The sequence below is a fragment of the bacterium genome (assembly GCA_018812485.1).
Lineage (GTDB): Bacteria > JAHJDO01 > JAHJDO01 > JAHJDO01 > JAHJDO01 > JAHJDO01.
On the sequence record JAHJDO010000108.1, the window covers coordinates 1 to 25039 of the forward strand.

Genomic DNA, 25039 nt, shown 5'->3' on the forward strand with positions numbered 1-25039 from the left:
ATTAATTATATCTTTTAAAGCAGCATTAGCAAGGTTAATATCAATTTTTTCCCCGGTTAGAGAGGCAAAGGCGGTAAGTCTAACCAACGCACCTTCTAACTCTCTTATATTTGCTTTTATATTATCAGCAATAAGGTATGCAACATCATTAGGCATGGACAGTCCCTCGCGTTCAGCTTTTTTCTGCAATATAGCTATACGGGTCTCAAGGTCGGGAGGTTGAATGTCTGTAATTAATCCCCACTCAAATCTTGAGATAAGGCGATTTTCCAGCTCCGGAATGTTTTTAGGTGATTTATCACTTGATATAACTATCTGTTTATGAGCGTCATGAAGATCGTTAAAAGTATGGAAAAACTCCTCTTGCGTACTTTCCTTACCAGCTATGAAATGAATATCATCTATTAGAAGGAGCTCAGTGTTTCTATATTTTCTTCTAAATTGATTCGTCTTTCCATTTCTAATAGCGTCTATAAACTGATTTGTAAATTTCTCGCTGGATATATACGCGACCTTTTTCTTTGGATTTTTGCTTATAACAAAGTGGCCAATTGCCTGCATCAAATGCGTCTTTCCCAATCCAACGTCTCCATAGATGAATAGAGGATTGTAAGTTTTTGCTGGAGATTGTGCCACAGCAAGGGATGCGGCATGTGCAAAACGATTGCTGGAACCGACTACAAAGCTATCAAAGGTGTATCTAGGATTGAGTATGCTGTCCATATTGGAAGCGTGTAATTTATCTTCAGAGATAATTCTTTTAATACTATGGGTTCGTTTCTGTTTTGGAGTATATTTAACCTCAGGGGTAGTAAACTTAATAGAAGCAGATTCTCCTGTAACGCTTGTAACAGATTCTATGAGCAAATTCATGTATTTTTCCCTTAACCAGCTTTCAATAAAATTACTAGGCACCTCTAAAACAAGTTCGTTTTTAGCAAAGGATACGGGCTTTATTGTTTTTACCCATATTTCAAAACTTTGCCCTGTGGATTTTTTTTGAATATACTCAACCATTTCACGCCAAAGAAGTTCTGGATTCATGTTCATGTTTAATCCCCTATTAACTACAAGTTATCCACAAACGCATAAATAGCGAAACCTTCGCCATCGCAAGCCATTAGATAATATAAAAACTTAAAAACCTTATCAGTAAACATAATTCAGCTTAGATAACTTAACTTATTGAATAGCAAGAAGTTAGCAGAGCTTAAAAACAAAACAAGAGTTTGACCAGCGTCAATATGTGTGCTTTTCATATAGGACGGATGTCTAATCGCGCGAAAAAAGTTATCCATAAGTTATCCACAACATAAACTCAACAGGGTAAAAAGGACTGATGAAGTCTATCAAAAAGATATTTTTAGGGCAAGTGTTTTCTCTTCCTTTTGTGTTCTTTGATAGATTTTTATGGTATATTTATATACATGATTAATCCGTTTAAAATAATTTACAAAGATAAAACCAGTAAAGCAAGGATTGGAAAACTTATTACCTCTCATGGCGAGGTTAATACTCCTATCTTTATGCCTGTAGGTACGCAGGCAACAGTAAAGACTTTATCTCCTGAGGAGCTTGTCAACATTGGCACAGAGGTAGTTCTTTGTAATGCCTATCATTTGTCTCTGAGACCTGGTGTAGAAATCATAAAAGAAGCTGGAGGACTACATAAATTTATGCATTGGGATGGTCCCATACTAACAGATAGTGGAGGATACCAAATCTTTAGTCTTTCGGATCTAAGGAAAATCACTGATGAAGGAGCCAGGTTTCAATCACATATAGATGGCAAGGAAATTTTTCTAACGCCTGAAGAGGCTATCAGCGCTCAGAATGACCTTGGCGCAGATATAATAATGGTTTTAGATGAATGCATCCAGTATCCATGCGAGTATGCTTATGCAGAAATTGCCATGCAAAGAACATGTAAGTGGGCAGAGAGATGTAAAAAGGCTCATACTGACGAGAGACAGCTTTTATTTCCTGTGGTTCAGGGAGGGATGCATAAAGGGCTGAGGGAAAGATGCGCAAACGAGTTAGTAGGGAAAAACTTTTCGGGTTATGCTATTGGTGGCTTGAGTGTAGGAGAAGATAGATCGTTAATGTATGAAATTGCCCAACATACACTTTGTTTCATTCCTGAACACAGAGTTCGTTATTTAATGGGAGTAGGAGATCCCCGGGATCTATTAGAATGCATAGGCATGGGCATTGATATGTTTGATTGTGTGATGCCTACACGTAATGCAAGAAATGGCACAGTGTTCACAAGAAGGGGAAAACTGGTTGTGAGAAATGCAAAGCATGCAAGAAACCATAGTCCCATAGATATTGAATGTGCTTGCTATACATGCAGGAATTACTCTAGGGCGTATATTAGACACTTGTTTAACACAAAGGAAATTTTAGGGCTCAGATTAACCTCAATTCATAACCTGTATTTTCTAATGGAACTTATCAGAGACGCCAGAAAGGCTATATCTAAAAACGAGTTTTTGGATTTTAAGAAAGCATTTTTGAAGCAGTATGCAGGAAAATTAGTTCTTTAATTTTATTCCTAAATGTGATATTTATTTAATCCTTAATACTTATAACTTAATCCTAAAAATGAGAGGAGGCTAAAATGCTAGGTATACTTTATGCAATGGGAAGTGCTGGGGGAGGGGGAGCGTCACAGCAGGGACAGGGGAATCCATTCGGTTTTCTAATTATGATGGCACTGATATTTGGGATCTTCTATTTTTTAACGATCAGACCTCAGCAGAAGAAGCAGAAGGAGCGCAAGGAAATGATTTCCAAGGTAGAAAAAGGGGATAAGGTAATTACCAGCGGCGGCATTTATGGCATGGTTGTAGGGACAAAAGAAAAAACGCTGGTAATAAAGGTCGCAGATAATGTAAAGATAGAGTTTTCCAGAAGCGCAATAAGCCGCGTAGAAGAGAAAGCTGAGCAAGCATAATGAAATCACTTAGATGGCGGATAGCATTAGTTGTAGCAGTTGTTATTGCAGGCATAGTGTGTAATCTGCCATCAACAGGGATTTATGGATACTTTCTTCCTGTGTGGCTGCAGGGCGTGCTCCCTGAAGAGGGAATAAAGACAGGCATAGACAAGAATGGATGTGGCTATTTTTCTCTGGAGCTTGATTTTGCAAATCTTCCCAAGAATGTAGAACCGATCACAGCCTTTGGCAGGGCTTCAAACATAGTAAAAACCCGCCTGGAAAAACAGGAAATACATAAATTATCTACACAGATCGACGAGAAAGAGAATGTCATTACATTCACACTGCCAACGGTTAAAGAAGAATCTGTAGTTAATGATATCCTAAAACGTACAAGGCTCTATGGCAATATACCTATATTCTTAAAGCAATTTTTGCCTCAGAAGCTTATTAATCTTGGCTTGGACCTTCAAGGAGGAAGCCATCTTGTGCTTGCTGTTGACACTAAAGGAATGTCAGGAAAGGAAGCAAAAGATGTCCAAGAAAGAGCGCTTGTAGTTATACGCAACCGTATAGATGAATTTGGGGTCGCAGAACCTATTGTAATACCAGTTAAGGGGAGAAACAGAATAATTATAGAATTACCTGGCATTAGAGAGCCTGAGAGAATAAAAGAAATTATAAGGCGCCAGGCTGTGCTTGAATTTAAACTCGTTTGTGAAGACAAGGACAAGGTTAAACAGGCTTTATCGGGAAAGGTTCCAGATGGATATGAATTAGCATATCTTGCGAGAACAAAAGATGACGGCACAATCTATAAAGAGCCATATCTCCTGGAAGCAAAATCTGCTCTATCAAGCAAGAAAGGAGAGCTTTTAACAAATGCCTATGTGACGTATGGTCAGATGAATCAATCCATTGTAGCAATTAAGTTTAATAGGAAAGGTTCAAAGGCCTTTGCAAGACTTACCGGCTCACATATTGGAGAAAGACTTGCTACATCGCTTGACGGTAAGTTGAGACTAGTTGCAACAATACAGGACAGGATCATTGGAGAAGGGCAGATTACAGGCGTATCTGCTCAGGAAGCGCCGGATCTTGCAAATGTTCTAAAGTCTGGTGCACTGCCTGCGCAAGTTGAAATTCTTGAAGAAAGAACAGTGGGACCTTCTTTGGGAGCGGATTCTATAAGGAAAGGCATAAGGGCAGGTATTCTGGGGCTGATAGTTGTATTCTGTTTCGTAATGATTTATTACATGTTCCTTGGCTTAATTGCAGGAGTTGCTCTGTGTCTTAATCTAGTTATAATAATGGCAGCGCTGGCATCTTTTAGCGCCACACTCACCCTGCCGGGCATTGCAGCCATCATACTGACAATTGGTATGGCAGTAGATGCAAATGTGCTTATTTTTGAGAGAATAAGGGAAGAGCTTTCAAGCGGCAAAACCATTCGCGCATCTATTGGGAGCGGGTATCAAAAAGCATTTAGGACTATTGTAGATGCGAATGTGACAACACTCATAGCGGCAGTCGTGCTTTATCAGTTTGGAACAGGACCTATAAGAGGATTTGCTGTGACACTAACACTGGGTATTCTTGCAAGCATGTTTACTGCGATTGTTGTAACAAGAGTTATTCTTGATTTGTTTTGCAGGAGAAGAAGTTTTGTTAGTATAAAGATGTTGCAGCTTTTTCATAAGCCTAACCTGGATTTTGTTAATAAGCGTTTTATAGCTCTTGGTCTTTCACTAATATTAATTTTGGTTGGAATGACAGGCTTTTTTATTAAAGGAGAAGAGAATTTTGGCATAGATTTTACGGGGGGGAAACTTATACAGCTCAGGTTTATTCCAAGTGTGTCGATAGGAGCAATAAGAAGGGTTTTAAAAAATGTAGGCCTTGGGAAAAGCGTGATACAGCAATTTGGGAGCGAAAATGATCTTATTATCAAGATGCCTCTGGAAGTAAAGGACAATATTACTAATTTACTAAGGAACTCTTTTAAGGATATAGATATAACAGAGGAACGAACAGAAATGGTCGGCGCTCAGGTTGGCAGAGACTTGAGAAACCAGGCAGTGTTGGCAATTATATTTGCTATGATAGGTATTTTGGCATATGTTACCTGGAGGTTTGAACTTAGATTCGCAATCGGGGCAATACTGGCGCTTGCGCATGATGTGCTTATTACAATGGGCGCATTCGCTATTATGGGAAAAGAGATAACCTTGCCTATAGTCGCGGCTCTACTAACAATTGTGGGATATTCTCTCAATGATACAATAGTTGTATTTGACAGGATAAGAGACAATGTGCGTTTTATGAAAAAGAGCAATGAAAAAGAGATTATCAACGCTAGTATAAATCAGACATTATCTAGAACAGTGCTGACTTCTGTTACCACTCTTTTTGTAGTGGTGTCTTTATTCTATCTGGGCGGAGAGGTCATTCATGATTTTGCTTTTGCTCTGATAGTTGGGATAATTGTGGGAACGTATTCCTCTATTTACATAGCAAGCCCAACTCTCCTAATGTGGCAAAAATTCAAATCAAAGAGCTGATTCGTTACTTTTAAGCCTGCACTTCTCGCAAGAACACTTTTAGTAGGTGAACTAGTTTAAAAATTAGTTGAATATTATAATTTTACATGGTATTATAAGTTAAAATAAGTTAAAATAAGTTAATATCTAATCCAAGGATAGAGAAAATAACATTGAAAAATAATACAATAATGACTACGAGGGAATTGGCAGATTATATAAAGTTAAATGAAAAAACCATTTTAAAAATGGCGCAAACAGGAAAACTTCCCGGAATAAAAATTGCTAATCAATGGCGTTTTTATTTGTCTGCAGTCGATACACATTTACAGAAAAGCACAATAAAATCTTCCAGTGACAATTTAAATATCCTTATTAAAACTATAGAAGAAGATATTATTCCATTATCTAGATTGATGAAGATTTCTTCTATAAATTTAGACTTAAAATCTAGAAAGAGGGATGATGTTCTCTATGAGTTAGCGCAGATTGCGAATAAGGCCGGTTTAACTCTCTACACTAAAGAACTGTTTCATCAATTAAGAGAAAGAGAGAATATGCTAAGCACTGCGGTAGGAGATGGTATTGCTATCCCGCATCCACGCAACCCTACAGCCAACTTATTTAAAAAACCAAATATAATAATGGCACGTTCAAAAAAAGGTGCGGATTTTTTTGCTCCCGATAATAAAAAAGTACATTTATTTTTTATGCCATGTGCCACCAACACAATTACACATTTGAGACTCTTAAGAAAAATTTCTAAATTATCTCATACTACAAATGTTGTTCAAAAATTTATGCGGGCAGGTGACGAAAGTGAAGTAATAAAAATATTGTTGGAGTTCGAAAAAATAAATATATGTCCAACAGAAGAAACTTGAAAACTAAAATATATTACATGAGGAGAGTTTAGAATGAAAATTAGAGATTATCTTAGAGATGATAGGATGATTTTTGATCTGAAGGCGCGTAACAAAAAAGAAACACTCAAAAAAATATCTGCACCTTTAAAAAAGGCGATGGAAATGATTGACTTTGATCTCTTTCTTAAAGATATTTTTGCACGGGAAGAGCTAAAGACAACCGGAATTGGTAAAGGGGTGGCTATCCCTCATGCTAGAACTGATGCCGTCAAGGATTTTGTAATAGTTTTTGCAAGATTGCCTGAGGGAGTGGAATTCAACTCTTTAGACGGCAAACCGGTCAAACTTATCTTTTTGATTGGCACGCCAAAAAAGAAAAATTTAGACAGGCATTTAAAAATATTGGCCCGTTTGACCAAGCTCTCACAGGAAAAATCTTTTAGGGATTCGCTTCTTAACGCGTCCAGTTCAAAAGAGGTTATAGAGAAATTTAGAAAGGTTGAATTCTAGGTAAATTATGGAAAAAAAGAAGATCTTAAACATGAAAATATCGGACTATGTCTCAGAAAAAATGATTTGTCTGGATTTGAAAAATACCACAAAGGAAAGTGCAATAAAAGAGCTGGCTGAATTATTAAAAGACGCTGAAGAAGTCGCAGCTTTTGATATGTTCTTAGAGGATGTTTTTGCCCGAGAGAAATTGTGTCCTACTGCAATAGGAAATGAGATAGCTATCCCGCATGCCAGAACAGATGCTGTAAATAATATTATTATTGCGTTTGGAAGATCTATCAATGGAGTTAATTTTAACGCGCCGGATAACAAACCTGCAAAACTGATTTTTTTAATGGGAACCCCAAAGAAGGATATCAACAAATACTTGCAGGTTTTAGCGCATCTGATAAGATTACTAAAAAAAGAAGCTTTCCGACAACGGCTTTTATACGCGGAGAATAAGACTGAGATATTGAATGCTATAAGAGAAATTGAGGACTAGTTTAGTATGTAATTGATTTATAAGAACTAGTTTTGTAAACTACAACGAAAAATCGGGAACAAAAGAGTATGCCGACATATGAATATGAATGCAAGGATTGTGGACACAGTTTTGAGCTATTTCAGTCAATGACAGAAAAACGTATGGAAAAATGTCCACAATGTGGAGGAATCCTCAGAAGATTGATAGGAAAAGGCACGGGCATAATCTTCAAGGGCTCTGGTTTTTATGCGACTGACTACAGAAGCAGTGATTATAATAAAAAAGCAAAGGAAGAAACAGGTAAAGCAGAGAAAAAAGAGGATAAAAAATCCACCCCTGAATCCAAATCCAAAAAGAAGAAAGATGAAGGGAAAAATTAAGTTAGTTTTATTCTGCCTGTTTTTTTTGTCTTGTGCGGGTTTTTCAGAAGAATTTAAGAGAGAGAATAAGGTTGCTGGGTTTCATTACAATATCAACTACCATCTCTCGTTCTGTAAGCTGATAAAAATCGCAGAAGCTGAGATCTTGATAGAAAAGGGGATATACAGAGAAGTTCCTTCTTTTCGCATTGTCTTTCAGATAGATTCCTTGGATGAAAAAAATCCAATTATAAAGAAGTTCTATATGATGCATAATAGAATGGAATCGTTTATTAGAAAGACAGATTTCAGTTCTCTAAGGCTGTTGAAAACAATTAATCAGAGGATTAGAGGATTTGGGGGCATTAGAGAGAAAAATTACTATGAAGTAGTAGATTTCCCTTTAAGCCAAACAGACCCTATAATCATAGATAAATATGATTATAAACTTGGCAAAAGAGAAAAATTAGATTTGCAGGTGCCTGGCTTAGAACCTGTCTCGGATATATTGGGTATTCTGGCAAAAGGTTATTTTGTCAAAGAACATAAAACAGATAGCATAAAGTTGTATGCAAAACATGAAATCAGAGCAGTTAAACTATTGCTTGATAAAGAGAAAATAGATAGTAAATTACTCGGCAGAGTTGATACAATAAGAGTCAGTTGCAGTGCAAAGTTTCCCACTATGGGTGGCAAAGAGGGTAACTTTATAATCTGGTTTTTAGAGGGGGACAGGCAAATACCTGTCCAATTACAGCTTGAGCTGCCAATTGGATCGGCAAAGATTACTTTGAGTAGATTTGAGGATTTTGATGATAATAAAGAACATTAGAAATTTTTGTATTATTGCTCATATAGACCACGGAAAGTCTACATTAGCAGACAGAATTCTTCAATATACAAACACAATAGATGATAGATTGTTTCGGGAACAGGTTCTGGACGATATGGATCTGGAAAGGGAACGCGGCATAACAATAAAAGCCAGAGCAGTAAGAATAAATTATGAACATAAGGACAACAAGTCTTATATATTAAATCTTATAGATACTCCGGGTCATGTGGATTTTAGCTACGAAGTATCAAGAAGCATGAAAGCCTGTGAGGGAGCAATTCTCCTAGTAGACGCTGCGCAGGGTATTCAAGCGCAGACAATGGCAAATCTTTATCTAGCATTGGATGCAGGTTTGACAGTAATTCCTGTAATAAATAAAATAGACCAGAAGAATGCAGATATAGAAGGGGTAAAGACACAGCTTAATAATATCGGGCTGGATAATAAAGATATCATATTAGCAAGCGCAAAAGAAGGGATAGGCACAGAGGAGATTTTATCAGCAGTAATAGATAGAATCCCATATCCGGAGGGTCAGGCAGACGCTCCTCTTCAATGCTTAATTTTCGATTCTAATTTTGATACGTACAGAGGGGTGATTACATATGTCCGCGTTGTTAATGGGGAAGTTTATGCTTCAATGAAAATCAAAATGATGGGGACAAATAGAGTATATGAGGTTGATGAGATAGGTGTATTTAAGCCGGATATGATTCGCGCAGACAAGCTTTCTGCAGGCGAAGTAGGGTATGTAATGGCTAATATGAAAAACATATCTGATGCAACAATAGGAGATACGATCACAGGCGAGGCTTATCCTGCTAAATCTACTCTGCCCGGATACAAAAAAGCAAAGCCATTTGTATTCTGCGGTCTTTACCCGGTAAATTCTGCAGATGTTGATGCTTTGAGAGATGCGCTTGGGAAATTATCACTTAATGATGCGTCTTTTAGTTACCAGCCTGAGAGCCTGCCTTCTTTAGGATATGGATTCAGGTGCGGATTTTTGGGATTGCTGCATATGGATATTGTTCAGGAAAGACTTGAAAGGGAATACAATCTCAACCTCATCATCACCATACCGAATGTCAGGTATCAGATAAAGAAGACTAACGGGCAAATTGTTGAGATGCATAACCCATCCGAGCTTCCTGATCCGGCGCGCATAGAAACTATAGAAGAACCGTATGTAAAGGCAATGCTTATTGTGCCAAAAGAATACGTCGGAGGCGTTATGGAGCTTTGCCAGAATAAAAGAAGCATATATAAGAGCATTGATTATATAAATAAAAAAGCAGCAATGCTGGTTTATGAGATGCCTCTTATGGAAATGATAACAGATTTTTACGATCGGCTAAAATCTATAACCAAGGGATATGGTTCAATGGATTATGAATATATTGGTTATAGAGAGGCAGATATAGTCAAGCTTGACATATTGATAAACGGAGAAGCGGTAGCTGCAATGTCTTCTATGGTGCATAGAGATAAGGCTTATTATAGAGGGAGGGAGCTAACAGGCAGGTTGAAACAGACAATACCAAAGCAGCTTATAAGCATTGCTATCCAGGCGGCAATAGGAAGTAAAGTTATTGCAAGAGAAACTATTTCCGCTTTGAGAAAGGATGTTATTGCAAAACTATATGGTGGAGATGTTACAAGGAAAAATAAACTTTTAGAGAAGCAGAAGAAGGGCAAGAAGAGAATGAAACAGATAGGAAGCGTTTCTATCCCGCAAGAGGCATTTGTGGCTATGACCAGGGTTTAGGAATTTTAAATTATGGATTTTAACATAGGAGTATTTATGAACATATTGATCAAAAGAGTGCCGATGCATATCTTTTATCTTGCTATAGGATTGATTGTAGCAAGTGCTGTATTAAAGTACTTTATTAAAAGAGACAAAGTATCCTCTAAATGTAGCAAGATACTCAAATTTATTTTTGAATATGCGGATTCTGCAAGATCGGCATCTATTCTTGCATTAATAATTGTTACGTTTATTGTGCAGACTTTTAGAATACCAACAGGGTCAATGATCCCTACCCTGAATATAGGGAATCATCTTATGGTAAACAAGTTTATATACTATTTCAAAAAACCCAGAAGAGGGGATATTATTGTATTTGTGTATCCTGTTAATCCCAAAAAGGATTTCATAAAAAGATTGGTAGGTCTTCCTGGAGAAACAATACAGATAAAAGATGGGGGTGTTTTTATAAATGGAGAGGAACTGAAAGCTCCCCAAACAATAGCAGAACGGTATTATTACAATGAGGGGATGTATGGAGAAGGGCTTATTAAGATACCTGATAATGTATATTTTGTTATGGGAGACAATACAAGAAACAGCAAAGATTCGCGCTTCTGGGGATTTGTTCCAAAGAAGAATCTGTTAGGTAAGGCATTCTTTGTATACTGGCCATTAACAAGAATGCGTATAACAAGGTAACTTTATTGTAATATATAAGGGCTTAATGTAGAATACATCAGGAGAAAATAATGCGCATATGTGTGATAGGAACGGGTTATGTGGGGCTTGTAACAGGTGTATGCCTGGCAGATATCGGCAATAATGTAATCTGCGTGGATATTGATAAGGAGAAAATAGAAAAATTAAAGAGGGGCATTATCCCTATCTATGAGCCCGGATTAGAGGAAATGGTTGAAAGGAATTTGAGCAAAAGAAGAATTTCCTTTACCGCAGAGATTTCCGAAGGGGTAGGGAATTCTGAGATAATCTTTATTGCAGTTGGAACCCCTTCAAAAAAGAATGGAGAGGCGGATCTATGCTATGTTGAATCTGTGGCTCGCAGTGTGGCAAAGGCAATGGATGGGTATAGAGTAATTGTTGAAAAAAGCACAGTGCCTGTACATACTGGAGAATGGGTTAGACGAACAGTGAAGTTAAATAATATACATGGTGTTGATTTTGATGTTGTTTCTAATCCAGAATTTTTAAGAGAAGGTTCTGCAATATCAGATTTTATGCATCCTGACAGGATTGTAATTGGGGTTGAGAGCGAAAAAGCAAGGAAAATAATGGCAAAATTATACCAGCCGCTTAATGCGTCAATGGTTGTTACGGACATAAAAAGCGCAGAGATTATTAAACACGCATCGAATTCATATCTTGCGCTCAAGATTTCTTATATTAATTCAGTTGCTAATATATGCGAGCGAGTAGGAGCGGATGTGGAAAAGGTTGCAGAGGGTATGGGGCTTGATAAAAGGATAGGGAAGAGTTTCTTACGCGCCGGCATAGGATATGGAGGATCCTGTTTTCCAAAGGATGTTTCTGCATTCATCAAGATAGCTGAAGAGGCAGGGTATGACTTTGAAATGCTCAAGTCTGTTGAAAGTGTTAACAGAATGCAAAGAGAAGATTTGGTTAGAAAAATAAAGCAGGAAATGTGGGTTATGAATAACAAAACCATAGGGATATTGGGTCTTTCTTTTAAGCCAAACACTGACGACATGAGAGAAGCGCCCTCAATATACATTATAAACAAACTCCAGCAAGACGGCGCGAAGATTAAAGCGTACGATCCTGCGGCTGGACCTAGGGCAAAGGAGATCCTAAAAAACGTGCAATATTGCAAAGACCCTTATTGTGTGGCAGAAGGTAGCGACGCGCTTGTTATTATTACAGACTGGCCTGAGTTTAGTAAGCTAAATCTTGGGAAGATAAAAACCTTGCTTAATCAGCCTGTAATTATTGATGGCCGTAATATATATGACCCGGAGAAAATGGAAAAGCTTGGTTTTGTTTATAAGAGCATTGGAAGGTGAACAAACAATGTCAAACTCGTTAATTCACAAAATAAAGAATAAAAAAGCCCAAATTGCAGTAATTGGTTTAGGATATGTAGGGCTTCCTTTGTGTATGGAATTTGCAAAAAAGGGGTTCTGCGTAACAGGCATAGATGTTGATAAAAAGAGAGTGGAGAGTGTTAACAAAGGAGTTTCGTATATTGGAGATGTGAAATCTTCAGACATTAAATCGTGTGTGAAGGATAAATCTTTTCGGGCAACTACGGATTACAGAGTTCTTGGCAAGCAAGACGCTATTATAATGTGTGTTCCGACACCATTGAGAAAAACAAAGGAACCAGATATTTCCTATATAATTGACGCATCTAAAAAAATAGCAAAATATCTTAAAGAAGAACAGCTGGTTGTGTTGGAAAGCACTACGTATCCGGGGACAACAGATGAAGTTATACAGCCGATACTGGAGAAAAGCGGATTAAAGGCAGGAGAAGACTTCTACCTTGCATTTTCGCCGGAAAGAGTAGATCCCGGAAACAAAAGATACAATACTGCCAATATCCCAAAGGTAATAGGCGGGATTAATGACATATCTACCCGAACCGCAAAAGCCTTATACAGCCAGATTAATGGACATGTTATTGCAGTCTCTTCTTCGCGTGTGGCAGAAATGGTAAAACTCTTGGAGAACACGTTCCGCAGTGTAAATATAGCACTTGTGAATGAACTGGCAATAATGTGTGGTTATCTGGATATAGATGTGTGGGAGGTTATAGGAGCTGCTGCAACGAAACCATTTGGATTTATGCCATTCTATCCAGGGCCCGGCATAGGCGGACATTGTATACCTCTTGATCCATTCTATCTTACCTGGAAATCCAGGCTCCATGGGTATGAGGCAAAATTTATAGAGCTTGCCGGTGAGATTAATAGGACAATGCCTGCATATGTAATCGGAAAGATAAGAGACATCTTGAATAGTCATAAAAAAAGCATTAACGGTTCGACGGTATTTATACTTGGTGTTGCTTATAAAAAGGATGTGGGGGACTGGAGAGAATCACCAGCAATAGAAATCATAAGCATGCTATTAAAAAAGGGTGCGCATGTATGGTTTAACGATCCTTATGTTTCAGAAATAAATGCAGGTGATACATTAATGCGCTCAAAGAAGCTCAGCAAATCATTGCTGGAAAAATCCAATTGCACAGTTATTATTACAAATCATAGTATTTATGATTATAAATTTATTGTTGAAAATTCGTCTGCTGTGTTAGATACAAGAAATGCAACAGGTAGCTTAAAGGGGTCTTTTGAGAAAGTATTTAAACTGTAAAAATTAGAATGAGTATATATCTGGTAACAGGTGGTGCAGGCTTTATAGGCTCTCATATTGTAGAGTCGCTTGTAAGTCATGGCAAAAAAGTTAGGGTAATAGATAACCTTTCTACCGGGAATATCGATAATCTTGCGCACTTAATAAATAATATAGAGTTTATAGAAAACGACATAAGAGATACAAATCTTTTAGACAAAGCTATGAAGGGTGTTGATTTTTGCTTTCATGAAGCAGCGCTTCCTTCCGTAGCAAGGTCCATTGAGGATCCAATAACAGCAAATCAGGTCAATATAGATGGCACATTAAACCTGCTTTTTACTGCAAAGAAAAACAAGATAAAGAGATTTATCTATGCCAGTTCTTCTTCTGCATATGGAGACTCACCCTCTTTACCTAAAAAAGAAGACATGAAATCTAACCCACTATCCCCTTATGCTGTAAGCAAACTAACCGGCGAATACTACTGCCGTGTTTTTTATTCTGTTTATGGTCTTAACACCGTATGTTTGAGATATTTTAATGTTTTTGGCCCCAGACAGGATCCAAACAGTCAGTATGCCGCTGTTATTCCTAAGTTTATAACTTGTTTTTTGAAGAAGACTGCTCCTCAAATCTATGGAAATGGAGAACAGTCCAGAGATTTCACGTACATAGACAATGTTGTTTCTGCAAATATGCTGGCTGCTGAAGCAAAAAACACATCTGGTCAGGTGTTGAATATTGCCTGCGGCAGACAAACATCTCTTAATGATTTAGTTAAGCTGCTTAAAAATCTACTTTCAAGTGAAGTAAAACCTGATTATCTTGAGCCAAGACAAGGGGACATAAAGCATTCTTTGGCAGATATATCAAAAGCCATGGACATGCTGGGGTATAGCCCAAAAACTAGTTTTGAACAGGGCATAAAAAAGACCATAGCATGGCATAAAGACAATAAATTATGAAAACAGTCCTAATTACAGGTGGTGCAGGCTTTATAGGATCTCATCTTTGCGACTTTTTATTAGCTAAAGACTATCGTGTAATCTGTATGGATAACTTAATAACAGGAAGCGAAGATAACATTGCTCATATACTGCAGAATAAGAATTTTGCATTCATAAAACACGATGTTACTAATTATATTAATATTAAAGGCAGGCTTGATTATATTCTGCATTTTGCTTCCCCAGCAAGTCCAATTGACTATCTTGAGCTGCCTATTCAAACCTTAAAAGTAGGTTCTCTGGGAACGCATAAGGCGCTTGGTCTTGCTAAAGAGAAAAAAGCTGTATTTTTACTTGCTTCCACGTCTGAAGTGTATGGAGATCCTCTAGTCAATCCACAACCAGAAACCTATTGGGGGAATGTAAACCCTATTGGGCCTCGCGGGGTTTATGATGAGGCAAAGAGATTCGCAGAGTCCATGACTATGGCTTATCAGCGCTTTCATAAGATTCGAACGAGAATTGTAAGAATTTTTAATACATATGGACCTCGAATGCGAATAAATGATGGGAGAGTGGTCCCGGCATTTATAAACCAGGCTTTGAGAAATAAGGCACTTACGGTTTTTGGAAAGGGGACTCAAACACGCAGTTTTTGTTATATCTCTGATCTCGTGGAAGGAATATATAGATTACTCCTTTCAGATGCGAGCACTCCTGTAAACATAGGAAATCCGACCGAGATGACGATTTTAGATTTTGCAAAACAAATAATTCAAATCACAGGAAGTAAAAGCAAGATTATCTTTAATCCTCTGCCTGTTGATGATCCAAAAGTGCGCAGGCCTGACATTTCCAAGGCAAAAAGAGAGCTTAATTGGGAGTCTGTTGTTGACATTCAACAGGGGCTTGAGAACACAATTAAGTATTTCAGGGCAAAGGTTTAAATTCTTATGAAGGATTTAAAAGGGAAAGTCACTGTTATTATGCCAGCATATAATGAAGAAAGGCATATTCTTCATAATATAGAGGAGACTATTAGGGTCTTTGATCAATTCACTTGCAATTATGAAATCATAGTGGTTGATGATGGGAGTTTGGATAATACTTATAAAGAGGCAGTAAAAGCCCAAAATGGGCATGCAAATGTTATTGTTAAAAGAAACATAATAAACAGAGGTAAAGGCCGTGCAATAAAACGCGGCTTTAGATTTGCGCAGGGAGACTACATTGTATTTCTAGATGCGGATCTTGACCTACATCCTGAGCAGATAAAGGGGCTTTTTGATATTATGAAAAGAGAGGACTCAGATATTGTAATAGGTTCAAAAAGACATTCGGCATCTGTTCTTAATTATCCCAAAAGAAGGAAAATAATAAGCTATGTTTATAATTTGCTTGTCAGGATACTGTTTGCCTCTCAGATTAGGGACACTCAGACAGGCTTGAAAGTATTTAAGAGAAAGGTATTAGATTCCCTTTTTCACGTAATACTTGTTAAGCGGTTTGCCTTTGATGTAGAGCTTCTAATGGTTGCGCATCACATTGGGTACAAGATATCAGATGCACCTATTGAGATCAACTTTGGCAGAGAGCAAAGAATAGGAAGGATAAGGGTTATAGATATTTTAAGTACGTACTGGGACACATTAGCAGTATTTTATAGGATGTATCTGAGGCGTTACTATATTAAAAGGCTTTCGGGAAAGCGCAAGATATGAAAAAAGCAATGCAGGTTGTAATTTTGTGCGGGGGCAGAGGCACAAGAATGGGGCATCATACAAGATTTCTTCCAAAGCCCTTAATAAAGATAGGGCAAAGGCCGATTCTATGGCATATAATGAAGATTTATTCTTTTTATGGATTTAATCGCTTTGTTTTATGCCTTGGGTATAAAAAACAGAAGATAGAGGAGTATTTTTCTCATACAAGAGGCTGGAATATCACATTTGTAGACACCGGGCTGAGCACTAATACAGGAGGAAGGATTAAGAGAATAGAGAAATATATCGAGGAGGATAATTTTCTTGCAACATACGGTGACGGTGTAGCAGATGTCAATATAAATAGACTGATTCAGTTCCATAATAAAAACAAAAAAATAGCAACTCTTACGGCAGTAAAACCACGTTCACAGTTTGGTATTATGGATATAGAACCTGATAATACGGTTAAGGATTTCCATGAAAAACCTGTTCTTACTCACTGGGTAAATGGAGGTTTTTTTGTGTTTAACAGGCGTATATTTGAATATTTGGAAAAAGATGATATTCTCGAAAGAAAGCCTTTCTATCAATTATCCAAAGACAAAGAATTAGCTGCTTATAAGCATCATGGTTTTTGGGAGTGTATGGATACATATAAGGATAATCTTGAACTTAATCAGGCATGGAAATCCGCTGCTGCCCCCTGGGCTGTATGGAGCTAACTTCTCTCACAAGATCTGCAGGCAAGGTTGGACTTGCAACAATTATCAGCAGAGTTTTTGGCTATATTAGAGATATCTTATTAGCCTCGCTTTTTGGCACATCAATGTTTGCAGATGTCTTTTTTGTTGCTTTCAGAATTCCAAATACACTGAGACGTCTCCTTGGAGAAAATGCATTTAATGCCTCTTTTATTCCTGTGATGGGAGATTATCTTAAGAAAAAAGGTGAAAAAGAAGCATGGAATATGGCTGTATCTATAGGAATGATATTCTTTTGTATATTACTTTTTATTACCGCTATTGGCATTGTCTTTTCACCTCTTATCATGAAGATAGCGGCTCATGGGTTCATCCAAACTCCAGGGAAAATAGAGCTTGCAACAAAACTCCTGAGAATAATGTTCCCATATATCTTATTCATAGGAATAGCCATTCTCGTGACAAGCATCCTGAATTCCTTTAGAATCTTTTTTATTCCCGCACTTGCTCCCAGTATCCTGAATATATGCATGATTACAGCTCTTATATTTTTCTGCCGCAGGATGAAGGAACCAGTAGTAGGCCTGGCAATTGCAGTCCTGATTGGAGGAATAGGGCAACTTGGGATTCAATTATCCAGCTTGATAAAGCGAGGCAGGGGATTTTTTAGAGAACTAAAACCCAGATTTAATCATCCAGCAGCCAAGACGATAGGAACGCTCCTGATTCCTGTCATATTGGGCTCAGGGGTGTATCATATAAACATTCTTGTTGATACATTTCTAGCCTCGTTCTCTCATATAGTAGGCGAAGGAGCTGTATCTGCACTCTATTACGCTAACCGCTTGATACAATTTCCTCAGGCTGTATTTGCCATAGCCCTAGGCACTGTTATTTTACCTGCTATGAGCAGTTTTGCTTCGGAAAATAATATTGATAAACTAAAAGAAACCTTTACCTTTTCCATAAAAATGATTATTTCAATCACTATCCCCTTGAGCGTATTATTCATAGTCCTGAGATTTCAAATCATTCAGTTATTATTTGGATGGGGGAAATTCCAATTCTATTCTATAAAAGCAACAAGTTTTGGACTCTTATGTTATAGCTTTGGACTTGTTGCATATTCAGCTAATCAGATCATTACACGTGCATTCTATTCAGTTAAAGATACAAAAACTCCTCTAAAAATAGCATGCTTAAGCATGATTATGAATGTTATACTTAATTTAGTGCTGATGTGGCCATTAAAGCTAGGAGGACTGGCTCTGGCAACTTCCATTTCTGCTACAGCCAATATGGTGATTCTCTTCATTCTATTTGATAAAAAAATAGCTAAAATAAATTGGCATGGTATAAGGGATACGTTGTCCCGTTTGTTGCCCGGATCAGCAGTAATGGCAATAACCTGCTGGCTTACACTGAGATGCGTAATATCCATAGAAGGAAATTTACTTACAGTACGTCTTATTCAGTTTTTTATCCCTGCTTTTGCTGGAACTATTAGTTTCCTTATCATATCCTACCTCTCAAAACTCAAAGAATTAAGACATGTGTGGGGAGTAATAAAAAACCTTGGGAAAAGATAAAACTTAACGACTCTCCAAAAAAAGTGACAAAAAGATTTGCTAAAAATAGTACACTTTTAATTTTTTTGTCTGACAAATAGAGAAAAATATACTTGACAAAGTATAAGAAAATAATGTATAAAGTATATAAAGAGATTAGATATTACTTATGAATCAGATAATTAACTGGATCTGGTATAGACCAACAAAAAATCCTAATAATTTTTTTCTGTATCTTAGAAAAGATTTTGAATTAAAAAACTCTGTGGAAGAAGCTGCCTTTTCTGTTACAGCTAACAGTCTGTACATGTTATATGTCAACGGTACTCTTTTAGGTAGAGGGCCTAATCCTGGTGCAAAGAATTACTGGTATTACGATACATATAATGTGAAAAAATATTTAAGAAAAGGTAAAAATGTAATAGCTGTTCTGGCTTATCATTATGGAAAGGATATGAAAAATTGGCTAAATGTCTCAATAGGAGATGCTGGATTCTTATTCCATGGGAGAATAAGATTTAGAAAAGGTAAGTCTTTGAACATTGTAAGCGATAATACATGGAAAGTAAAACAGGCACAATCATGGGAAAAGAACACTCAACTGATTTCTGAACACCGTGGAGAATATAAGGAAATATTTGACGCAAATAAAGAAATTATGGGATGGCATAACATAGATTATGATGATAAATTATGGGATTCTGCTGTGCTTTTAGACAAATGTCCAATTAGTAAGTCAACTAAATTACTAAAACGAGAAATTCCTCTCTTTAAACCTGTTAACGTATTTCCTCAAAATGTATTTATGCTTGGATACAATATGGCTTACGGTCATCTTGATAATAGAAAGTGGGAAGTGGAAAATCCGTATAATCTGGCTCAGGATAATGATAAAAACACAACAGTCAGAACATATAAAAAGAACCAATCTCCTTCTATAATTATCGACTTTGGTAGGGATGTTGTTGGGCATCCGGTTGTTGAAATATCCGAAAGTAGCGGAGGAATTATAGATATTGCCTATGGAGAATCTCTCAATATGACTTATATTGACTCTCTTATTATGAGAAAAGGATATCAAAAATTTTCTCCCTTTAGACGGAGAGCCTGTAGATATCTTATGCTTACCTTTAGAAATTACACACGCGCAGTCGATATAAAAAGGGTGTACTTTGATTTCATTGCTTATCCCGCAAAAGAGAAAGGAAGTTTTAAATGTTCGGATAATAGGTTAAATAATATTTGGAAGACTGCTCAATACACATTAAATCTTTGCATGCAGGACCACTATGAAGACTGTCCATGGAGAGAGCAAGCTTTATACGGAGGAGATATGAGGTCACAGGCATTATTTGCTCAGTATGCATTTGGAGAGACAAAACTTACAATTAAATCTATTCGCCAGCTAGCAAGGATTCAAGACAAGGATGGCTTTATACCAAGTAAGGGTCCAACATCAATATCTTCGGGAGGAGTGATTCCAGGATACTGCACTTATTGGCTGGTAACTTTAGTAGATTATTACCGCTATACAAGAGACATAAAAATAATTAAAGAACTATATAGTAATATTTCTAGACTGATGGAGTGGTTCAAAAAGCAGGAAAAAGACGATTCCATCATACCTGAATTAACTGGTAGAAGGATATATATTTTCATTGATAATCTTACTAGAGAAATAGATAAAGAAGGCATTTCGACTTTTCTGCAAGTTCAATATTTCTGGGCACTAAAAGAAGCAGCTTTTTTAGCAAAAGAGATAGGAGAAAATAAACAATCTCTTAGTTGGGAAATAATGGCTGATAGATTAAGATTAAAAATAAATGAAAAATTATGGGACAAGAAGAAGGGCGCATATGCAGACGCCTGTCATAATGGAAAACTCAGTTCTCATATCAGTCAGCAGACCAATGCATTAGCTGTAGTTACCGGTGTAGCTGAAAAGTCAAAATATAACTCTATCCATAAAGCCATTTTTAATCGTAAGCTCACTGAGCCCTGTAGAGCAGGATATTTTATGTTTTATCTTATTGAGATGCTATGTATGATGGGACGAAGAAAGAAAGCAATGCAGAGGCTGAGAACTTATTGGGGAGAAATGATCAGACGAGGAGCTACAACTTTTTGGGAAACACATGATCCTGAAACTCCTGAAGGTAAGTTGCCGGATAAAAAATGGAGTCTATGTCATGCTTATTGTGCTGGACCCCTATTTCATTTACCTGCCGAGATACTAGGAATAAGAACTAAGGATGTTGGTTTTAAGAAAATTAGAATATCCCCTATGATTGAATTATGTGAGTTTGCCAAGGGAACAGTTCCTACTACAAGAGGAAACATAGATGTTTTTTGGGAAAGAGGTGAAAAAGGAATAAATGTTTTTAACTTGAAGATTCCCTCGCAAACTTGCGCCAAAATTAAACTGCCTATTCAAAAAAATGTAAATTTATCTCGAATTTACTGTAATAATATTAATATAAAGAGAAACATTAAATTAACATCCAAAAACTTATACTTTACCGTAGAAGGGCCAAAGAAGATTGATATTAAAATATATAACCAGAGAAGTATAAATGATTAATAATATTGATAAAAATAGCCATACTCCTTTATATATACAGTTAGAAAAAGCCCTAAGAAAAAAAATATCAAATTCTTTAGACTCAGATGCTTCATTAGGCACTGTGAATGAACTTTGTAAGACATATGATGTAAGTGCTATTACCGTCAAGCGAGCACTTAAGGAGCTCGCAAGCGCAGGAATTATCAAATCTATAAAAAGCAAAGGTAATTTCGTAATAAGACAACCCTATGCTAGATTCAAAGAAAAAACCATGGCATTTGTGAGTTATAACACCTTGCATCATGTGCTTAATCCAATGTACGCCAAAGTATTTGAAGGTGCTAAAGCAGCTTTATCTAATGAAGATGTGTTTCTTGATTTTTATTCAATGCCTATAACTTCTTTCAAAGATGCCATATTAAGCAATTATATAATGGGGTTTATAGTTGTAGGAGTTCGTGATTATGCCTTTTATGAAACACTTGTTCGGGCAAATAAAAATTTTGTACTTATAGATGTAACATCCAATATTGTTCCCTCCATACTTACGAACCATCAGCTTGGAGGGGAGTTGGCAACAGAATATCTTATTAAACTGGGGCATACTAATATAGCAATTTTTAATGGTAATCTGGAAGATGAAACATTCAAATCGAGATTTGATGGCTATAAGAAAGTTCTTAAGAAAAACAACATAAAATTGAGAGGCAGTTACGTAATAGATAGTTTAAGCATATCACAGGATGGAAAACAAAACTGTATTGATAAACTTTTACACCTTAAACCAAGACCTACAGCAATATTTTTTACTGCTGACGAGTATGTTTTTGACTTTATGCCAGTTTTAAAAAAAATGGATATAAGCATTCCAAAAGATATAAGTATTGTAGGGTATAATGATCTGGAAGGTGCTTCTTATACTAAACCACCTCTTACAACAATAAAACAACCCATGTTTGAAGTTGGACAAAGGGCAGCCAGCATTTTACTTAACATGTCTGACAGACAGAAACTGAATAATTTTAAACCTACTCTAATTGCTCCAACACTTGTCGAAAGAGCATCATGTCGAAGGATTAAGAATGATATATAAAGAAGGGTAATGAAATATGGATTTCCTGGAACGTTTTTTAACTGCAATATACTTTGAAGAGCCAGATTGAGTACCAATAAATATTTGGATATATCGGCCAGAGATGATTAAATTAGTAGAGAAAAAATTTAACTTTTGATAACTATTACAAATAACCAAAGGAGGTTCCAAAAGATGTCTACTCAACGGAAAATATTGAACTGGAAATTGGTATGGGTAGGAATGGTCATTTTGGCATATAATTTTCTATGTGAATGTAATATGCCTGCTTTACATGCTCAGGAATCAAAGAAGCATTTGTTTAGTTTTGTAGTAGTAGGGTGCCCGCATCTCACTGAAAACAGAAAGGGCGAGCTAACGGGAGTAGAGAAGTTTGAAATCTTGCTAGAGCAAATAAACTCATTTCAAGAAAAACCTGACTTTATGCTAATTGCAGGAGATATACATATTAGAGGATTTAAAGAGGTATATCCAAAAATTAAAATGCCTGTCTATGTGAGCTTTGGCAATCATGAATCACTAGATGCAAGAAAAGAATTTAGAAAGATGTTTCCTGATCTTTTTAGGAAAGCGGATTATTATTCATTCAAGCACAAGAATTGTCTGTTTATACAGATTTGTGATGCTATCCCCATAGATCATTTTGGGCATCTCAGTTCAGAATTTATTTTCCCTGCTTGGGGAGGAAGTCAATGTGAATGGCTTGAAAAACAATTGGTTAATAATTGCAATAAGGTTATCCACACATTTATTTTCGGGCATATTCCTCCCCATCCCCAAGGTAAAGACCAAAATGAGTATTTAGCAGTAAATGATCAGCTATACCTTGAGAAATTAATTCGAAGATATAAACCTACTGCTTTATTCTTCGCCCATTTGCATAGGAGACTAGAATTTAAGATTGGCGACAGTGAGGTTGTGGTGGTTGGCTCCAGTAATTGGCATCACGACAAGAATTTGCCTATTGGTTTTATGAAAGTAAAAGTGTTTGCAGATAGAATTGAGAAGGAATTTATCCCTTTAGAAACAAAGGAGACACAGAAACCAATCGGGATTTCTATAATCTCTAAAGGCTCTTCAGAGTGGTTATATACCGAGCAATATCCAGCCGAAGTTCCTCCTCTGGATTCAAATTCCAGAAAGTGGCATGAGACAGACTATGACACTTCTAAGTGGCTTAAAGGCGGTTGTCCATTTGGTTATGGAGATGAACCAAAGGTAACATATGGAACGAAATTATCCAATAACCAAGGGAATTACTACTTTAGAAAAATTTTTGAGGTAAAGGATACCCTCAAAGTCAGTTCCGGCATTTTAAAAATTGCCTCTGATAATGCAGCCATTGTCTACCTTAACGGAAAGACGGTAGACAGAGACTCTCTCTTCCTTCATGATGAATTTAAGACCAACCCCCTTGGAGGTCATGAGTTTTCTTATTGGAATAGAGAAGTAACGCTTAAGGCATCTCTTTTTAAAAAAGGGAAAAACCTTCTTGCTGTTGCCCTTTATAATGATCAAAGCAGTTCTGATGCCTATTTGGATTTAGAGTTACTTGGAGAAGATAGCAAACCGGAACCGCTGGCTTTACTCAAAGGCCCTTATCTTCAAAACTTAGGTCAGGATAAGGTAACTATCATGTGGGAAACTAATATCCCTACAATAGGTTATGTGAAATACGGAGAGATTTCTTGTGATAAACAAGAAAAAGAGGGAGAGAAGAATTTCAGTAAAATTCATGAGATTATCCTTAAAAACTTAAAGCCGGCAACTACTTATCAATATCACGTCTATTCCCAAGCAAATAAAGTAGATAAGGAATTAGGGGCTAAAGGATTTTTTGCCACAGCACCAGACAAGAACCGTCCTTTTCAATTTGTAGTGTATGGTGATACTCGTACTCACTATGAAAGGCATAAATCTGTTATAGATGCGATGCTTGAATGCCCGGAAGGAAAGCCTGAGTTTGTTATTCACAGCGGGGATTTTGTTGAAAATGGTAACGAATACGAGTGCTGGGGAAGAGAATTTTTCGGGCCTGCTTCTCATCTTATGAAGAACATTCCACTTTGGCCATGTCTTGGTAACCATGAACAAAATGCACAGTACTATTTTGATTTCTTTTCTCTTCCTAATAATGAACGCTGGTACAGCTTTGATTATCTAAATGCACGCTTCATCCAGCTTGATAGTTATTTCAGTGATTTTAAGCCCGGCAGTAAACAATTTCAATGGTTGGAAGAAGAATTAAACTCATGTACAAAACAGTGGAAGTTTGTTACTCTTCATTCTCCTCTGTTTACATCAGGTCCACATGGAGCTTTGGGGGAAGACGGAACAAAACCTCAGGAAGAGTCGATCGCCTATGGGCAGGAGTTTCTGCTACCACTCTTTGAAAAGTATGGAGTGGATATGGTCTTTTCTGGACACGATCATGCCTATGAGAGAAACAAGAAGGGAGACATTTATTATATCGTATCAGGGGGAGGAGGCGCACCAAATTATGGCAAGAGTGTGAAGAATCCTTACAGTCAGGTTTTTAAATCCACACCTCACTATTGTTTGATTCAGATTAATGGAAGAAAATTGTGTATGAGTGTATGGGATACTCAAGGAAATCAGATTGATTCACTCCAAATACCGAAATGAAGATTAGCACCAAAAATCATTATTGTCATAGACAACGTTTCATGTAACACTTTAGCTACAAAAAGCAATGAGAGAATTTATTTTACAGAAAACAGAGAAATGATACTATATACCAAGGGCAGTCAAGGCGAGAAAGGAGGTGCGCAGAACTTGAATTGCCAAGACCTTTTTAGAGATAAAAATAAAATGCAAAAAAAGCTAAA

The 25039-nt window shown here is 36.9% G+C and carries 21 protein-coding genes; 20 read left to right on the plus strand and 1 reads right to left on the minus strand.

Annotated elements, in window-relative coordinates; genetic code table 11:
* On the minus strand, positions 1 to 1050 hold a 1050-nt coding region (gene dnaA / locus KKC91_08745), incomplete at its 3' end, for a chromosomal replication initiator protein DnaA (GenBank protein MBU0478640.1).
* A 377-nt stretch (positions 1051 to 1427) separates the two neighbouring features.
* Here dnaA and tgt point away from each other — a divergent pair.
* From tgt to KKC91_08845, 20 genes are all read left to right on the plus strand, one after another.
* Positions 1428 to 2549, plus strand: a complete 1122-nt coding sequence (tgt, locus tag KKC91_08750; protein ID MBU0478641.1) for a tRNA guanosine(34) transglycosylase Tgt — start codon at positions 1428 to 1430, stop codon at positions 2547 to 2549.
* A 95-nt stretch (positions 2550 to 2644) separates the two neighbouring features.
* Positions 2645 to 2959: a preprotein translocase subunit YajC gene (yajC, locus tag KKC91_08755; protein ID MBU0478642.1), complete on the plus strand. Its 315-nt coding sequence runs from the start codon at positions 2645 to 2647 to the stop codon at positions 2957 to 2959.
* The gene (secD, locus tag KKC91_08760) at positions 2959 to 5505 is read left to right on the plus strand and encodes a protein translocase subunit SecD (GenBank protein ID MBU0478643.1); all 2547 of its coding nucleotides are present in this window, start codon (positions 2959 to 2961) and stop codon (positions 5503 to 5505) included. The genes yajC and secD overlap by 1 nt, the downstream gene beginning before the upstream one ends.
* Before the next feature lie 152 nt (positions 5506 to 5657).
* Positions 5658 to 6368: a PTS sugar transporter subunit IIA gene (locus tag KKC91_08765; GenBank protein ID MBU0478644.1), complete on the plus strand. Its 711-nt coding sequence runs from the start codon at positions 5658 to 5660 to the stop codon at positions 6366 to 6368.
* A 33-nt stretch (positions 6369 to 6401) separates the two neighbouring features.
* Complete coding sequence (locus KKC91_08770; GenBank protein ID MBU0478645.1) at positions 6402 to 6860, plus strand: PTS sugar transporter subunit IIA; 459 nt, start codon at positions 6402 to 6404, stop codon at positions 6858 to 6860.
* A 31-nt stretch (positions 6861 to 6891) separates the two neighbouring features.
* Complete coding sequence (locus KKC91_08775; protein ID MBU0478646.1) at positions 6892 to 7347, plus strand: PTS sugar transporter subunit IIA; 456 nt, start codon at positions 6892 to 6894, stop codon at positions 7345 to 7347.
* A gap of 68 nt (positions 7348 to 7415) precedes the next feature.
* Positions 7416 to 7709: a zinc ribbon domain-containing protein gene (locus KKC91_08780; protein MBU0478647.1), complete on the plus strand. Its 294-nt coding sequence runs from the start codon at positions 7416 to 7418 to the stop codon at positions 7707 to 7709.
* Entirely contained in the window at positions 7693 to 8520 is an 828-nt protein-coding gene (locus tag KKC91_08785; protein MBU0478648.1) for a DUF3108 domain-containing protein, read from the plus strand. Before KKC91_08780 ends, KKC91_08785 begins: the two co-directional genes overlap by 17 nt.
* The gene (gene lepA / locus KKC91_08790; GenBank protein ID MBU0478649.1) at positions 8501 to 10291 is read left to right on the plus strand and encodes a translation elongation factor 4; all 1791 of its coding nucleotides are present in this window, start codon (positions 8501 to 8503) and stop codon (positions 10289 to 10291) included. Before KKC91_08785 ends, lepA begins: the two co-directional genes overlap by 20 nt.
* A gap of 63 nt (positions 10292 to 10354) precedes the next feature.
* Positions 10355 to 10975: a signal peptidase I gene (gene lepB, locus KKC91_08795; GenBank protein ID MBU0478650.1), complete on the plus strand. Its 621-nt coding sequence runs from the start codon at positions 10355 to 10357 to the stop codon at positions 10973 to 10975.
* Between the two features lie 50 nt (positions 10976 to 11025).
* Complete coding sequence (locus KKC91_08800; GenBank protein MBU0478651.1) at positions 11026 to 12315, plus strand: UDP-glucose/GDP-mannose dehydrogenase family protein; 1290 nt, start codon at positions 11026 to 11028, stop codon at positions 12313 to 12315.
* Positions 12316 to 12322: 7 nt separating this feature from the next.
* Entirely contained in the window at positions 12323 to 13630 is a 1308-nt protein-coding gene (locus tag KKC91_08805; protein ID MBU0478652.1) for a nucleotide sugar dehydrogenase, read from the plus strand.
* Positions 13631 to 13638: 8 nt separating this feature from the next.
* On the plus strand, positions 13639 to 14577 hold the full coding sequence (locus KKC91_08810; protein ID MBU0478653.1) for an SDR family oxidoreductase: 939 nt from the start codon (positions 13639 to 13641) through the stop codon (positions 14575 to 14577).
* Positions 14574 to 15506 (plus strand): SDR family oxidoreductase, encoded by a 933-nt coding sequence (locus KKC91_08815; GenBank protein ID MBU0478654.1) that lies wholly within the window; start codon positions 14574 to 14576, stop codon positions 15504 to 15506. The genes KKC91_08810 and KKC91_08815 overlap by 4 nt, the downstream gene beginning before the upstream one ends.
* A 6-nt stretch (positions 15507 to 15512) precedes the next feature.
* Positions 15513 to 16280 (plus strand): glycosyltransferase family 2 protein, encoded by a 768-nt coding sequence (locus KKC91_08820; GenBank protein ID MBU0478655.1) that lies wholly within the window; start codon positions 15513 to 15515, stop codon positions 16278 to 16280.
* An 8-nt stretch (positions 16281 to 16288) separates the two neighbouring features.
* Complete coding sequence (locus KKC91_08825) at positions 16289 to 16987, plus strand: NTP transferase domain-containing protein (GenBank protein ID MBU0478656.1); 699 nt, start codon at positions 16289 to 16291, stop codon at positions 16985 to 16987.
* Positions 16978 to 18555 (plus strand): murein biosynthesis integral membrane protein MurJ, encoded by a 1578-nt coding sequence (murJ, locus tag KKC91_08830; GenBank protein MBU0478657.1) that lies wholly within the window; start codon positions 16978 to 16980, stop codon positions 18553 to 18555. Before KKC91_08825 ends, murJ begins: the two co-directional genes overlap by 10 nt.
* Before the next feature lie 148 nt (positions 18556 to 18703).
* Positions 18704 to 21115, plus strand: coding sequence for a glycoside hydrolase family 78 protein (locus tag KKC91_08835; GenBank protein MBU0478658.1), 2412 nt, complete (start codon positions 18704 to 18706; stop codon positions 21113 to 21115).
* Positions 21108 to 22190: a GntR family transcriptional regulator gene (locus KKC91_08840; protein ID MBU0478659.1), complete on the plus strand. Its 1083-nt coding sequence runs from the start codon at positions 21108 to 21110 to the stop codon at positions 22188 to 22190. Before KKC91_08835 ends, KKC91_08840 begins: the two co-directional genes overlap by 8 nt.
* A 174-nt stretch (positions 22191 to 22364) precedes the next feature.
* Positions 22365 to 24836, plus strand: coding sequence for a metallophosphoesterase (locus KKC91_08845; protein ID MBU0478660.1), 2472 nt, complete (start codon positions 22365 to 22367; stop codon positions 24834 to 24836).
* The last annotated feature ends 203 nt before the right edge of the window (positions 24837 to 25039 follow it).